Origin of the sequence: Acidiphilium sp. PA, from assembly GCF_026191915.1 — a bacterium.
Lineage (GTDB): Bacteria > Pseudomonadota > Alphaproteobacteria > Acetobacterales > Acetobacteraceae > Acidiphilium.
In genome coordinates this window covers 535,208-549,301 of record NZ_JAIMBY010000002.1, presented here as the reverse complement: position 1 = coordinate 549,301, position 14,094 = coordinate 535,208, and the positions used below count along the sequence as shown (strand labels likewise).

The 14,094-nt window shown below is 62.3% G+C and carries 14 protein-coding genes; 7 read left to right on the top strand and 7 right to left on the bottom strand.

Annotated features, from left to right (window positions below; all coding sequences use genetic code 11):
* Nucleotides 1-258: 258 nt before the first annotated feature.
* Nucleotides 259-1,311, bottom strand: a complete 1,053-nt coding sequence (locus AruPA_RS06130) for an acyltransferase (protein ID WP_265635770.1) — start codon at nucleotides 1,309-1,311, stop codon at nucleotides 259-261.
* A gap of 803 nt (nucleotides 1,312-2,114) precedes the next feature.
* On the opposite strand from AruPA_RS06130, the gene AruPA_RS06125 reads away from it, so the two are divergent.
* The 6 genes from AruPA_RS06125 (at nucleotide 2,115) to AruPA_RS06100 (ending at nucleotide 7,510) form a co-directional block, all read left to right on the top strand.
* Nucleotides 2,115-3,077, top strand: a complete 963-nt coding sequence (locus AruPA_RS06125) for a threonine dehydratase (RefSeq protein WP_265635754.1) — start codon at nucleotides 2,115-2,117, stop codon at nucleotides 3,075-3,077.
* 23 nt (nucleotides 3,078-3,100) lie between these two features.
* Nucleotides 3,101-3,526, top strand: coding sequence for a thiol-disulfide oxidoreductase DCC family protein (locus AruPA_RS06120; protein WP_265635753.1), 426 nt, complete (start codon nucleotides 3,101-3,103; stop codon nucleotides 3,524-3,526).
* Nucleotides 3,526-4,134, top strand: coding sequence for a pyridoxamine 5'-phosphate oxidase family protein (locus AruPA_RS06115; protein WP_265635752.1), 609 nt, complete (start codon nucleotides 3,526-3,528; stop codon nucleotides 4,132-4,134). The genes AruPA_RS06120 and AruPA_RS06115 overlap by 1 nt, the downstream gene beginning before the upstream one ends.
* A gap of 78 nt (nucleotides 4,135-4,212) precedes the next feature.
* On the top strand, nucleotides 4,213-4,389 hold the full coding sequence (locus AruPA_RS21695) for a PEP-CTERM sorting domain-containing protein (RefSeq protein WP_322784384.1): 177 nt from the start codon (nucleotides 4,213-4,215) through the stop codon (nucleotides 4,387-4,389).
* 509 nt (nucleotides 4,390-4,898) lie between these two features.
* Complete coding sequence (locus AruPA_RS06105) at nucleotides 4,899-6,305, top strand: PleD family two-component system response regulator (protein ID WP_265635751.1); 1,407 nt, start codon at nucleotides 4,899-4,901, stop codon at nucleotides 6,303-6,305.
* Nucleotides 6,302-7,510 carry an FIST signal transduction protein gene (locus AruPA_RS06100; protein ID WP_265635750.1) on the top strand — a complete coding sequence of 403 codons (1,209 nt, stop codon included), beginning with the start codon at nucleotides 6,302-6,304 and terminating at the stop codon, nucleotides 7,508-7,510. Before AruPA_RS06105 ends, AruPA_RS06100 begins: the two co-directional genes overlap by 4 nt.
* 92 nt (nucleotides 7,511-7,602) lie before the next feature.
* On the opposite strand, the gene AruPA_RS06095 is transcribed toward AruPA_RS06100, so the two are convergent.
* Nucleotides 7,603-7,812 carry a hypothetical protein gene (locus AruPA_RS06095; protein ID WP_265635749.1) on the bottom strand — a complete coding sequence of 70 codons (210 nt, stop codon included), beginning with the start codon at nucleotides 7,810-7,812 and terminating at the stop codon, nucleotides 7,603-7,605.
* 3 nt (nucleotides 7,813-7,815) lie between these two features.
* On the opposite strand from AruPA_RS06095, the gene AruPA_RS06090 reads away from it, so the two are divergent.
* Nucleotides 7,816-8,868 carry a sensor histidine kinase KdpD gene (locus AruPA_RS06090; protein WP_265635748.1) on the top strand — a complete coding sequence of 351 codons (1,053 nt, stop codon included), beginning with the start codon at nucleotides 7,816-7,818 and terminating at the stop codon, nucleotides 8,866-8,868.
* Here the strand turns inward: AruPA_RS06090 and AruPA_RS06085 are convergent.
* The 5 genes from AruPA_RS06085 to AruPA_RS06065 form a co-directional block, all read right to left on the bottom strand.
* Nucleotides 8,865-9,845, bottom strand: coding sequence for a fatty acid desaturase (locus AruPA_RS06085; protein WP_265635747.1), 981 nt, complete (start codon nucleotides 9,843-9,845; stop codon nucleotides 8,865-8,867). The two genes, AruPA_RS06090 and AruPA_RS06085, sit on opposite strands and share 4 nt — an antisense overlap.
* 675 nt (nucleotides 9,846-10,520) lie before the next feature.
* Nucleotides 10,521-10,712, bottom strand: a complete 192-nt coding sequence (locus AruPA_RS06080) for a hypothetical protein (RefSeq protein WP_265635746.1) — start codon at nucleotides 10,710-10,712, stop codon at nucleotides 10,521-10,523.
* Nucleotides 10,712-11,671: a 2-hydroxyacid dehydrogenase gene (locus tag AruPA_RS06075; protein WP_265635745.1), complete on the bottom strand. Its 960-nt coding sequence runs from the start codon at nucleotides 11,669-11,671 to the stop codon at nucleotides 10,712-10,714. The genes AruPA_RS06080 and AruPA_RS06075 overlap by 1 nt, the downstream gene beginning before the upstream one ends.
* A complete protein-coding gene (locus AruPA_RS06070) occupies nucleotides 11,668-13,383 on the bottom strand; it encodes an IlvD/Edd family dehydratase (RefSeq protein ID WP_265635744.1) in 1,716 nt (571 codons plus the stop codon). The genes AruPA_RS06075 and AruPA_RS06070 overlap by 4 nt, the downstream gene beginning before the upstream one ends.
* Nucleotides 13,380-14,084 carry a ribonuclease activity regulator RraA gene (locus AruPA_RS06065; protein WP_265635743.1) on the bottom strand — a complete coding sequence of 235 codons (705 nt, stop codon included), beginning with the start codon at nucleotides 14,082-14,084 and terminating at the stop codon, nucleotides 13,380-13,382. The genes AruPA_RS06070 and AruPA_RS06065 overlap by 4 nt, the downstream gene beginning before the upstream one ends.
* Nucleotides 14,085-14,094: the final 10 nt, after the last annotated feature.

Sequence of the window (14,094 nt, the reverse complement as noted above, 5' to 3'; positions counted from 1 at the left end):
TAACGCGAAATACGAGCCTCGACGGATTTAACATCCGCCACCTCATATTCACCATAATAAACAATGAGATAAATAGCTTACTCAACCCGTGCCGAGCTATTTAAAAACCCTGAGGGCATTATGAAACAGCATCCAAACTGACTATAGCGCACGTGCTGCTTTGTTTCCATAATAAATGATTCTGTGTTCGAGCAATGTAGAAGCAAGCAGACAGGCTTCCCCTATTCCTCGGAGCATAAGGACGTGCGTGATCAGCACTCAGGTGACCACTGAAGACGCCACCCGCTGAAATAATGCCTCGAATCCGTACCGCCAGATGTTTTTGCGACGTTCGGTGAATTCGGCGATCACGAACACCAGGATTGGCACGCCGCCGTAGATCAGCAGCCTTGTTTGCCACGCACTCGACGGCCAGGGGGTTTCGGCAGCGAGGAATTGTGAAAGCGGCAAATGGAACAAATAGAGGGTGAGGGTTGCACCGGCGATCCAGCGGATTGGGCCGGCGAAGAAGCGCAGGACCGGGCCGGGGATATGCGAGACAAAACGAAAGCCGATCAGATGGACGGTAAAGAGGGTGCCGATGATATAGTCTTGAATGATCGGAGGGCGACCAATCCAGTTTGGGCCGATTGGGCGGCCGGCGCGCCAAGCATGAACTTCGTAGCCGACCCAGACAGCGATTGCACCGAGGCAAAGGCTGGCGGCGACGGGAACGGGAATAACGACGCGTTTGCAGAGGTGGTAGGCACCGAAACCCATCAGCCAGATCGGGAACATGGCCGCGACTTTGGGGCCAACGAAAACCAGCATGAGCAGGACCACCGGAATGCGCCAAGGTTTGATGGTAAAAACGGCAAGCGCGAAAATGGCGTAATACCAAACTTCGAAGCCGAGGGACCAAAAGGGGAAATCGGAACCCGGTGGCAGGTTGTTGAACCAAATCTGATTGGTGAATGTCAGGGCGTGCACGATCTGGGAGGCGCGCCCGTGCCAGACGTAGTGCCATGCTTCGGTGTAAAGTCCGGGTCTGGTGGCGCGGCCGATACCATCGAGGACGAAGGTTACGATCAGCGCGGGAATAGCGACTGAATAGATCCGGGCAAAACGACTAACGGCATAGCCCATCGGTGTGTTTTCGCGAGTGTCATAAACAAAAGCGATGACGAAGCCTGACAGCACAAAAAACACATCGACGGCTTCGGGACCGTATGGTCCCATTTGCCAGAATAGACCGCCCGTGAATCGACCACCGGAGATATGACCAAAAAATACAGCCATCGCAGCGGTGAATCGAACAGCATCTAAATAAATAGATGTTTCTTATTCATGAAATTAAATTCCAAGATATAAGTTTTTATGAAGAGTTCGTTGCCGTGATAAAGGGATTTATTTTTTGTGACAACCCGGAGCCACCTTCTGCAGATGATTTCAGTGATCATCTAGTCCAAAAGCCATGCCCAATAAAACAAGCTGTCCTCAATACCTGAATCCCCATATTTTGAGCAGGCTATTTTATAGTGTCCGGATACGGTCAATTACGGTCACCTAATCGCGCTCGTTGGTAAAAAGCATAGGGCGGTACCCTTCCACACCCGCCTTCCCACTTTTTACCAAGCTTTATCCTTTTGGTCTTCCACAAAATTCGCCGCTGAGAGCCTGAATCTGAGCGGTTGTGCTTCGATCGGTCTCGCGCAGTTTTTGTGGTCAGTGGGCGATGTGCAAGGAGAATATTGCCAGTGGCGCTCGATGGTTGACTCGAAATCCTTGGTGGGGCGGCTTCCGGTGCGCCAGGCGTGGGTTCGTGCGACGGAATCGGGCAGCTACACCTGCCATTTTTTGTGAGGTGGCAGTGCGATCGCTGCGGTGGGGCGGTGGACGCAGTGCGGCTTGATGACTGTTGGTCCTTGTTCTCGGCGGTTGTCGGTACCGAGGCGGTGAGCCAGGCGGCGGTTGGGTTTTGGGCCGCGTGGGTTCGGGCAGGGTTGGGTTGGAGCGCGTGAGGCGCGCTGGTCGCGGTGGGTTAGGGTGAGGCAGGGCGTTGTCGGGATCGATGATCGGGGTGTTATGCGCGATGCTGGGCGCGTGATGGTCGCGCGGGTGCGATGGGGGGGAGGATGATGTTTTCGTTGGCGGAGTTGGACGCGGCGCTGGTGCGGGTTCATGCGGCGTTTGCGGGGACGCCGCAGTACGCCTGGCCGCTGCTGGCGGCGCGGACGGGGGCGGCGGTGTGGGTGAAGCATGAGAACCATACGCCGACCGGTTCGTTCAAGGTGCGGGGCGGGCTGGTGCATATGGAGCAGCTCGCCGCCGGTGGCGGTGAGCATGTGGGCGTGGTGTCGGCGACGCGGGGCAATCATGGGCAGTCGCTGGCCTATGCGGGGGCGCGGTTCGGGATTCCGGTGACGATTGTGGTGCCGGTGGGCAACAGCACCGAGAAGAACGCGGCGATGCGGGCGCTGGGGGCGCGGTTGATCGAGCATGGCGATGATTTCGATGCCGCGCGGATCGAGGCGATGCGGCTGGCAGAGGCGGAGGGGTTGGTGTTCGCGCCCTCGTTTCATCGGGACCTGGTGCTGGGGGTGGCGACCTGGGCGCTGGAATTGTTTCGGGCGGTGCCGGCGCTCGATGCGGTTTATGTGCCGATCGGGCTGGGTTCGGGGGTTTGCGGGGCGATCATGGCGCGGGATCTGCTGGGGGTGGCGACCGAGATTATCGGCGTGCAGAGCGCGGGGGCGCCCACCTATGCGCGCTCGCTGGCGGCGGGGCGGCCGGTGAGCCTTGAGACGGCGACGACGCGGGCGGATGGGATTGCGGTGCGGATTCCCGACCCGGCGGCGTTCGAGATGATCCGGGCGGGGGTTTCGCGGATCGTGACGGTGACGGATGACGAGATTGCCGCGGCGATCCGCGCGTATTGGCAGGATACCCATAATCTGGCCGAGGGCGCGGGGGCGGCGCCGCTGGCGGCGTTGATGCAGGAGGCGGGGGTGATGGCGGGCAAGCGGGTGGGGTTGCCGCTGTGCGGGGGGAATATCGATCTGGCGTTGTTTCGGGACTGGGTTTGCGGGACGACGTAGCGGCTGGGCGCGATTGCAAAACCATGATCCGCGCCAATCTGGCGTGCATGGACAGGTTGAGCGATGAGGGGCCGGACGCGCGGCCGGTGGTTTATTACGATGGCGGTTGCCCGGTGTGTTCACGCGAGATCGGGCAGTATCAGCGCCGGGCGGGGGGCGCGGGGTTCGACTGGATGGATGTGACGACGGCGGATGCGGCGCAGCTCGGCGCGGGTCTGACGCGGGAGGCGGCGCTGGGGCGGATGCATGTGCGGCGGGCGGATGGCACGCTGGTATCGGGTGCTGCGGCGTTCGCGGAGATCTGGCGCGGGATGCGGGGCTTGCGGTGGCTGGGACGGCTGGTTGGCGTGCCGCCGTTCGATGTGGCGGCGGAATTTGGTTATCGGGTGTTTCTGCGGGTGCGGCCGCTCTGGCGGCGGGGTGCGCCGGCAAGGCCGCGCCGGGGTTGATGATGGATCATTCGGTGGCGGGTGATGACGCGCCTTGTGCGGTTGGGGATGATCTGGGCGCGGTGGTCGCCTCGGCGTTCCGGCTGTTCGCGCGCGGGGTGGCGGACCGGCGTTCGGCGTTTCGCACGCCGAGCGTGGCGACGGTAGGCGCGGATGGCGCGCCGCGGGTGCGGACCATGGTGCTGCGCGGGTTCGACGCGGCGGCGCGGCGGTTGACGCTGCATACTGATCGGCGGGGCGAGAAATTCGGCGATATCGTGCGGATGCCGCGCGTGGCGGTGCATGTTTATGACGCACGGGCGGCGATTCAGATCCGGCTGGGCGCGACGGCGCGGGTGCATGTGGATGATGCGGTGGCGCGCGCCGCGTGGCAGCGGGGATTGCCGGCGAGCCGGGCGTGCTATGCGATCGAACCGGCGCCGGGACGGTCGGTTGCGGCGCCGCCGGCGGCGCCGGTGTTCAGCGAGGCGGGGTTTGCCAATTTTGCCGTGCTGGCGGTAGAGTTCGACAGGTTGGAGTGGCTTTGGCTGCATCATGCCGGGCATCGGCGCGCGCGGTTCGAATGGGCGGCCGATGGGGGGTGCGGGGCGAGCTGGCTGGTGCCGTGACGGGGTGAGGGATGCGGTGATGCCGGGGTGGGCGGGCATGGTGACCGCCGATGTCGTGCCCGCAACGCCGCCAACGCGATGGTGTTGGCCGGAACCGCCTGGGCGTATTCGATGGGCGATGCCGATAGCACGGTGATTTTTATGTTCCTGCCACCTCCCGCGACGGCTGTGCCTGAGCCCGCATCGCTGCTGTTGCTCGGCCCGGGCTTGTTCGGTCTGGGATGGGTGGTGCGGAGACGACGTCAACGCCCATGATCATCGCCCGTTCGGCGGGTACGGCGGGGTTTTGCGCCGTCGGCCATGACATGGCGTACCATCGCGGCGCGGCGACGGGATCTGTGTGTTTGATTGTGACGCTAGGGCGGCCGGGGCTCATTGAACCCGGCCGGCGCTCGCGCCATTTTACAATAAGATACATTTGGAGACGCTATCGCACAGGGAGGCATTCTTCTTGCCTCAATTGCCATATATTTGATAAACAAGCCAGGTAATGAAGACGTGCGGTGCGGGGGCGATCGCGTAGGGCTTGCCACGGCGCGCTCGATTTTCAACCTGCGGTGCTGCGGATACCGGCGCTCACTCACGTCTGCCGATAGGTTTATCAAGCGATCGCAACATGGAGTTGTTGCGTTACGGCGAAAACGGCTTAGATTATTCGGACTATCAAGTCGGCATAACCAAAGTTTTTTTGAGCTGAAAAAGCAACGCTATTGTATTTTGTATTTTGTAATTAATGTACTTAAGCCGGTTAGAAGGAGTTCGGTTTGACCGCCAGGGTCCTCGTCGTTGATGACATCGCGCCAAATGCTCGTTTATTAGAAGCGAGACTTGTGCAGGAATATTACGACGTCAAGATGGTTACCGACAGCCGGGAGGCTGTTGAGGTGGCGCGCGTCTGGCAGCCCGATGTGATCCTGCTGGATGTGCTGATGCCGACGATGAGCGGGTATGAGGTCTGCAATGCGCTGAAAGACGGTGTGGCGACCGCGCATATTCCCGTCATCATGATCACGGGGCTCGAGAGACCGGCCGAACGCGCGAAGGGGCTGCGCTCGGGGGCGGATGAATTTCTGACCAGGCCGGTTGATTATGATCTGCTGTTGGCGCGGTTGCGCGGCATTCTGCGGTTGAAGCGTCTGATGGACGAGTGGCGCTTGCGCGGTGCGGCAGCGACCGCCCTGGGTCTGCGGGTCGCGCAACCGAGCGATGTGCCGCATGGGTTGGCGCGCGTTCTGATCGCAGATGATCTTGCGGCGCGGACGGCGGCGATCGGCGCTTGTCTGCGTGACGCCGGGGTTCTGGTTTCGGTCGCCTCCGATGAGGCAGACTTGCTGGCGCAGACGACGGAGGACCGGTTCGATCTTATTCTGATCAGCCTTTCGCTGCTCGACGGAGATCCGTTGCGACTCGTGGCACGGTGCCGTGCCAGGGCTGAGACACGGGATACGCCGCTGCTGTTGATCGCGGAGCAGGACGAGCGCGATCTGATGATTGCCGCGCTGGATCTGGGTGCGAACGATTGCCTGGTGCTGCCGCTCGACCCGGATGAATTGTTGCTGCGTGTCAATAATCAGATCAAGCGCAAATTTTATGAGGACACCCTGCGCGACGATGTCGGAAGCGCACTGCGTCTCGCGGTGATCGATCCGCTCACGCAGCTCTACAACCGGCGATATCTCGAGTCTCACCTGCAGCGGTTGTGCGAGGAAAGCTCGATCGGCGGGTTTGGGTTATTCATGATCGACCTCGATCATTTCAAGGCCATCAACGACCATCACGGTCATGCGGTGGGCGACAAGACTCTACGGGGTGTTGCCGATATTCTGAGACAGAATCTGCGGCCGAGCGATCTGATCGTTCGCTATGGCGGGGAGGAGTTCGTCGTCGTGATCGCGGGTCTTTCGGATGAGGCGGCGGCATCGGTGATTGCCGAGAAAATCCGTGTGACGATTGAGGGCATGATTGTCGAGCGGACGATTCGCGTTACCGCCAGTATCGGCTTGACGATTGGCGATGCCGAGGCGGTGCGCGTGGGGGATGCGGCGGACAGTTTGCTGGCGCGTGCGGATTTCGCCCTTTACGAGGCGAAGCGTGCCGGGCGGAACCGCGTGGTCGCTTTCGGCGAGGTCTCGGGGCGGATCATTTCATTCGAGAGTGGAGCACGCTCGTGACCGGCGCCGTGCGGACGGCGTATGCGAGCAACCAGAACATCATGGCGGCTGCCAGCGAATGCCGTGCGCAGATCGGCCGTGCCAACCCGGATCTTGTGCTCGCATTCGTGGGCGGCAGGCACGATCCCGCATCCGCGCTGGCGGCATTGCGCGGCACATTTCCCGACGTGACGCTGGCGGGGGGGTCGGCGGCGGGCGCGATCGCCACGGCGGGGCTCGGATACACGGGGTTCGAACTCGGGCTGATTGCCTTCCACGGGGCGGAGGTGACGCCGCAGGTCATCAGCACCGGCGCTCTGCTCGAAGGTGAGGAGGCGGCCGGGCGGTCGCTCGGCAGGGAGGTGCGTGATCATACCGACGATGGTGCGGCCGTCCTGCTGCTGTTCGACAGTGTCGCGTCGACATCGCCGCTCCGGCTGCATCCGGCCAGCCAGTTGATGGCGGGCTTTCAAGCGGGGTTGAACGATCGTGCCCTTCACGTGATAGGCGGCGGCCTGCTGACCGATATCAACATATCGGATGGGTGGATGTTCGTCGATGACGACGTTCGCAAACACGCCATGACCGCGCTGGTGTTTCCGGCCGGCATCACGGCCTCGACCGCTATATTGCATGGGTGTCGGCCGGTCAGCAGTTTCATGCAGATCACCCGGATCGAGGGGGCTGAGGTGCTCGAACTGAACGGTGAGCCCGCACTCACTGTGATCGAGCGGATGCTGGGGTTGGAACTGGGCACGACATCCGGGCAGGAGCTCTCGCTGGTCGCGACCTTGGGGCAGAAACAAGGCGACCCTTTCGCGCCGTATGACGAAAACAACTACGTCAATCGGCTCATTCTGCATGCGAACCCGGCGCGGGGCTCGATTACGCTGTTCGAACCGGATTTCGCTGTCGGCACGCGGGTACAGATTATGAGCCGTGACAATGTGCTCATGCTGGAGTCGGTCGAGCGTGGCGTTGTCGAGCTCAGCCGGCGGACCGTCGCCGACAATTGCCTGTTCGCTCTCTATATCGACTGCGCCGGTCGCGCCAGCGTGATGAGCGGGGCACCGACCGAGGAGGCGGAACTCGTCTTGCAGACGCTCGCGCCGATTTTCCCGTTCATGGGTTTCTATTCGGGGGTCGAGATTGCACCGTTCGCCGGGGACTACAGCCGACCGCTCGATTGGACTGGAGTGCTCAGCGTGTTCCAGCGCGCTCCCTAGACATGCAGATGCAGCTTGCGGATGAAGAGCGGGCTCGGCTTGAGCGCGAGGTCGCTTACTATCGTCGCGAGTATGACGAAATCGGCGCGAGATTACTGCGGCTGCAGGAGGAGCAAAGTCGGGTGGCGCGCGAAGCGCGGCGGAGCAAGACCGTTGCGAAGCTGGTGCGCGAAGCCTATCGACTGATCGGGGCGGATGTCGAGCCGCATGCAATCGGGCGGCTGATCCTCGCCACCATTGCCGATACCGCGGTTTGCGATTGTGCGGTGTTCCTGCGGGTCGAGCCCGCGCGACCCGATCATTTCATGGTGGAACACACGCTTGGCGCGGTGAAATCGTCGTCCATGCTCTTGTCGGCGCCACCGGACTTCCTGTTCACGTCGACGAGCCATTCGGCCGCGCCGCAGTCGGCCAGCATGACGGGATTGCTCGAGGTTCCGTATGTCCTGTGGGCTTATGACCAATCGCACGGCCGCGCGCTGCTGCTCGGCAATCGGGTGGAAAGCAATATCCACCGCGCGTTCGAGGCCGGTGACCGCGAATTGGTCGAGGTCGCGCTGGGGGTTTACATCGATGTGCTGATGCGGAAGGTCGCCGAAGCCGCATTGCGCCAGGCGAAACTGGTGGCTGAACAAGCCAATACCGTGCGGGCGCAGTTTCTGGCGACGCTGAGCCATGAGTTCCGCTCTCCGCTGGAAGCGGTGATTGGATTTTCAGAATTATTGATGAATCAGGGAGGGCAGACGCCGTCGGCGGAGCAGCGTGCTGAATATGTCCATCAAATTCTGGACTCAGGTCGTCGTTTGCTTGCTCTGGTCAAGGATATCCTTGACTTCTCAAGATTCGAGACGCTCGTGCCGCTTTTACAGGTGAATTGGGTACCGCTCGTGCAATTGTTGCAAAATGCGGTACGCGGCCTCGCGGCGGAGGCCGCCGCCCGGCGGGTCAGCCTCGAGGTCATTCAGCCGCCGGAACGATGGCAGATCGCCGTCGATTACGAGCGGTTTCGGCAGATATTGTCCAATCTGATCGGCAACGCCCTTAAGTTTACCGCGCCCGCAGGCGCCATTGTTGTTGCCGCGCGCATCATGGACGACGCGGCGGTGGAAATCAGCGTCGCGGACAACGGTGTCGGCATCGCCCCGCAGGATCTCGACCGTGTATTGGAGCCGTTCATTCAACTTGCCAATCTGAATGGACGCCGCGTTTCCGGGGCCGGCCTCGGCTTGCCGATTGCCAAACAACTGGTCGAAGCGCACGGTGGAACCCTGCGGATTGCCAGCATTGTCGGCAACGGTACCACGGTGACGGTATCGTTGCCGACCGGTACGGCCCGGTTGCCGGCCCCGGAATCCTAGCCGAACAAATCGGCCGGTGCGCGGGCCATGGCGGCGAAGTTTTCATCGACCGCACGGAACAAGCCCCAGGTTTCGATGTAATTGGCCGGAAACCCGGGGCAGCCGGCATCGAGGTCGGATTGCCGCGCGTGCACGTAATTGGTCCAGCGCTTGCCAGGCCGGCGATGATGAAAATCGTGGCAGGGCGCATCGCCCACCAGTACGAACAGGCGCACGAACAACTGCACCGTCAGCATGTTCGCCCACCATGCGGCCCACGCCAGCGCACCACCCAGGTTGCGTGCGTCGCGCCGCGGCGGAAAATCGCCGGGGAACACACCCGCGGTCGCTTCACAGATCAGCTGCTTGCCACGCTGGTCGATGATCTCGATCGAGGGCAGGCGATGCTCGCATAGAATGCGAAACACCGTCGCAATCTGCAGGAGGATGGTTAACGGCAGGACCCAGGCGATCAGGACGATCGTCAGCGTATGGGTCAGCGCCGCTCCGATCAGCAGGCTCGCCCAGAAGACGATGCCGATCAGATTGTGTGAACGCTCGAAGGAATTCAGGCTGCCCTTGATCCGCTTGGAGAGAAACCGTGCGTGAAACCAGGGGGAGACCAGCAGCAAGACCAGGTGCCGCCAGAGCGCGCGGCGGTCCAGCGCGGTGCGCAGATCGCAGATGCCGACGACGAAATCGGTGAATTCGTCATCATCGGTGAAGAGTTTGTTGGCGTTGTGATGAAGCATGTGTTCCTTCTGATAAAGGTCGAAATGCTTGAACAGGAGAATGGCCGATATCATCCGTCCGATCAGCCGGTTGGCCGCGCGGGTACTGAAGACGGTTCCGTGCGAACAATGATGGAAGATCACGACCTGGAACAGACCCAGCCCGGAGGAGGTTGCCAGGAGACCGGCGAACAGGGCGATCCAGAACCAGGGTGTTCCCGGATGCCCCCATTCGAGCGCTAGGGCAGAAACGATCGTACCGCCCACAGTCAGGCCGATCGCCTCGCTTACATATGTGACCGGTCGTCGCGGTTTCGTTACTTCACCGGGTGCCGGCTTGGCGGTCAACCAAGTAAGGAAGGGTTGGATAAATCGGGGCAGATAAAGGGCCATGTCCACCCGGGGATCATTCCGCAGGGGAACGCCGAGTTCGACAGATGCGGGCCTGATTTGTTCGTTTGTTACGTGCATCGGTTTCGTGATCCTTCAGAGGAGCGGGGTGGGCTGACATTCCCCAAATATCCTAAGGGATAGTTGGTAGAATACGCGGGGAAGTTGTGTGATACGTTATATTAAACATACTATTGTTTAAACTAGCTCAATTTTTTCAATAAATTCGAATGTTGCGAGTTCGTTTCGGATCGAGGTCTCATGTCAAGAAACATTCGCCGTTCATCACGAAAATGCCGTGATATGTCAGCAAGCCTATGAAATTGGCTCAGAATCTCCGAATCATAAAATTCTAGAATAATGTAGAAATTTTCTTGATCTGCGCGCGATCAAATAAAAAAATGGATAGGGCTCGATTGAGCAACCATTGGCTAGGTGCACCGATCTCGGTGCCCCGGTGGTAGAATTATTGTACTGAAAGAGCGCGGTGCAGGCCGATATTAAGAAACGATATCAGTTCCGATCATCGGGGATCGACCTGCCGTAAATACGTCAGTGTTCAAATGCCAAAAAATTGATCGGGCGTTTGAGCGGGTCTTCGGTGTAGAGCCGCGCCGCAGTTGTGGCCGACGGACCAGGATTCTGCGTTTCAGAATGGCACACGTGATCATGATCGGCGCCGTGCTGGAGCCGATCATCACGATAATTTGATTTCAAGACGATTTCGCGACGATCGGCCGCCATCACCGCCGTTGTGGCGTCTCAGACACCGGCGTCACGGCGCCATGACCGCTGAACCACGAGATTATGTTCTCGATGACCAGATTGGCCATCAGCCCGCGCGTGTGGTGGGTTGCGGTTCCGACATGCGGGACCAGCACGACATGGTCCATCGCGATCAGTTCGGCCGGCACATGCGGTTCGGCGGCGAACACGTCGATCCCGGCGGCGAGGATCGTCTTGTCGCGCAGGGCCTGGATCAGCGCGGGCTCATCGACCACCGAGCCCCGCGCAACATTGATCAGGATGCCGTCGGGTCCGAGGGCTTTGAGGATTTCGGCATCCACGATGTTGCGGGTCGCGGCGCCGCCGGGCAGCACGACGATCAGAACGTCCACCGCGGCGGCGAGCGCTTTCAGATCCGGATAGTGCGGATAGGCGACGTCTGGAACACGATTCCGAGCGTGATAGGAAATGGGCACATCGAAGCCGGACAGTCGCCTGGCGATGACCCGGCCGATTCGCCCCATTCCGGCGATGCCAATGCTGCGGCCCCGCAGCGTGTTGCCGAGCGGAAACGGCCGATCGAGCCAGTGACCGGCGCGGAGATGCCGCTCCGCCTGCGGCAGGGCGCGCACCGTCGCCAGCAGCAGCCCTACCGTGAAGTCGCCCATCTCGTCGTTCAGCACATCCGGCGTATTGGTCACCACAATCCCGCGCCGGGCGGCCGCCGCTGCGTCGATACTGTCGTAGCCGACCCCGAAATTCGCGATCAACTCGAGCTTCGGCAGGCGGGCCATCAATGCTTCGTTTGTCGGACTGCGGCCGCGCGTCACGATCGCGCGGATCTCATCGCCATGGGCGCCGATGATCTCGTCAAGCGCGGTATCGGTATCCCGGAACACCTCGAACCGGGCGTCAAGCGCTTCATCGACGATCGGCATGATCGCCCCGAGACTCAGAATTTTTGCAGCCTTGCTCATTGGTCGTCTCCCGGCATTGCGTTCAGCAGAAAATCGAAATCACAGCCCTGGTCGGCCTGCAGCACGCTGGCCTCGAACAGTCTGGCATAGCCGCGCACGGCCGGCACGCGTGCGCGCGGGGCTGACGGCCAGGCCGCCCGCCGCGCGGCAAGTTCGTCATCGTCGACCAGCAGATCGATCCGCCGTGCCGCGACATCGAGCCGGATCCGGTCACCGCTGCGGACCAGTGCCAGTGGCCCGCCGATTGCGGCCTCGGGCGTGATATGCAGCACGATGGTGCCGAAGGCCGTGCCGCTCATCCGCGCATCGGACAGGCGCACCATGTCCTTGACGCCGGCGCGGGCGAGTTTCAGGGGGATCGGCAGATACCCGGCCTCGGGCATGCCGGGCGCACCGATCGGGCCGGCATTGCGCAGCACCAGGATGTCGTCCGCCGTCACGTCGAGATCGTCACGGTCGATCCGCGCCGCCAGATCGGCGGTGGACTCGAAGACCACCGCCCGACCCTCGTGCTGGAGCAACGCCGTTGAGGCGGCGGATTGCTTGATCACCGCCCCGCGCGGCGCCAGATTGCCGAACAGCACGGCGATCGCGCCGCTGGTTTTCAACGGGCCGTTGCGCGGCCTGATCACCGTCTGGTCCGGCACGGTCTCGGCGCCGGCCGCGACCTCGGCAAGGGTTGCGCCGCCGACTGTCCGGCAGGTCATGTCCAGCAGCGGCGCCAGTTCGCGCAGCAGCGCCGGCACGCCGCCGGCATGGTGCAGATGCTCCATGTAATGCGCGCCGGATGGTTTCAGATCGACCAGCACCGGTACCGTTCGGCCCAGTTCATCGAGTGCCGCCAGATCGACCGGAACGCCGACGCGGCCGGCCATCGCGGTCAGGTGGATGATGCCGTTGGTGGAACCGCCGATCGCCTGCAGCACGACCAGCGCGTTGCGGACCGCCGCCGGGGTCATGATGGCGCCCGGTCCCGGACCGCCGTTCCTGGCCAGGGCGACGGCCTGCCTGCCGCTGGCTTCGGCGATGCGGCGCCGCTCGGCATGGACCGCCGGGGCGGTTGCGGCCATCGGCAACGACAGGCCGAGCGCCTCGATCATGCAGGCCATCGTGCTTGCGGTGCCCATGACCATGCAGGTACCGACCGATGGGGCCAGGCGGCCGCTGATGATCTCGATTTCCGCGGCATCGATCGCGCCGGCGCGATGCTGGCCCCACAGCCGCCGGCAATCGGTGCAGGCGCCCAGCACCTCGCCCTTGTGGTGCCCCACCACCATCGGGCCGGTCGGCACCACGATCATCGGCAGAGCAGCACTGGCGGCGCCCATGATCTGGGCCGGCAGCGTCTTGTCGCACCCGCCGATCACCATGACCGCATCCATCGGCTGGGCGCGGATCATTTCCTCGGTGTCCATCGCCATCAGGTTGCGCAGGAACATCGAGGTGGGGTGGGCGAAACTCTCGTGGATGCTGATGGTGGGAAACACCATCGGCAAGCCGCCCGCCAGCATCACGCCGCGCTTGGCACTCTCGATCAGGTCGGGCACGTTGCCGTGGCACGGGTTGTAGTCGCTGTAGGTATTGGTGATGCCGACGATCGGCCGCTCCAGCGCATCGTCCGAGTAGCCCATCGCCTTGATGAAGGCCTTGCGCAGGAACAACGAAAACCCGGCATCGCCGTAACTGGTCAGGCCCTTTTTGAGCCCGCTCATGCGCCGGCCTTGAATGCCTCGTACCGGGCCTTGGTTTCGGCATTGGCGGGGTAGAGACCCGGGAGCGGCACGCCGGCTTCCACCTCGCGCATGATCCAGGCCTCCAGCCGTTCCTGCTCCGGGCCGTGGTCCAGCACATGGTCGAGCAGTGCCGCGGGGATGACCACCGCACCGTCATCGTCCGCCACGATGACATCGTCGGGAAACACTGCGACGCCGCCGCACGCGATCGGCTCCTGCCAGGCAACGAAGGTCAGTCCTGCGACCGAGGGCGGTGCGGCGGCCCCGCGGCACCAGACCGGCAGGCCGGTGCCGAGCACCCCCGCCAGGTCGCGGACCACGCCATCGGTGATCAACGCGGCGACGCCGCGCTGGCGCATGCGTGCGCAGAGAATATCGCCGAAAATACCGGCATCGGTGATGCCCATGGCATCGACCACGGCGATGCAGCCGGCCGGCATATCCTCGATCGCGCCGCGGGTGGAGCGTGGCGAACTCCAGGATTCCGGTGTCGCCAGATCTTCACGGGCCGGGACGAAGCGCAGGGTGAAGGCGGGACCGACCAGCCGGGGCTGACCCTTGCGGAGCGGTATGGTGCCGCGCAGCCAGATGTTGCGCAGGCCCTTTTTGAGCAGGACCGTGGTGATCGTGGCGGTCGAGACATCCGCGAGTGTGGCGATCGCCGCCGCATCGAGGTTCATCGGGCGGGCT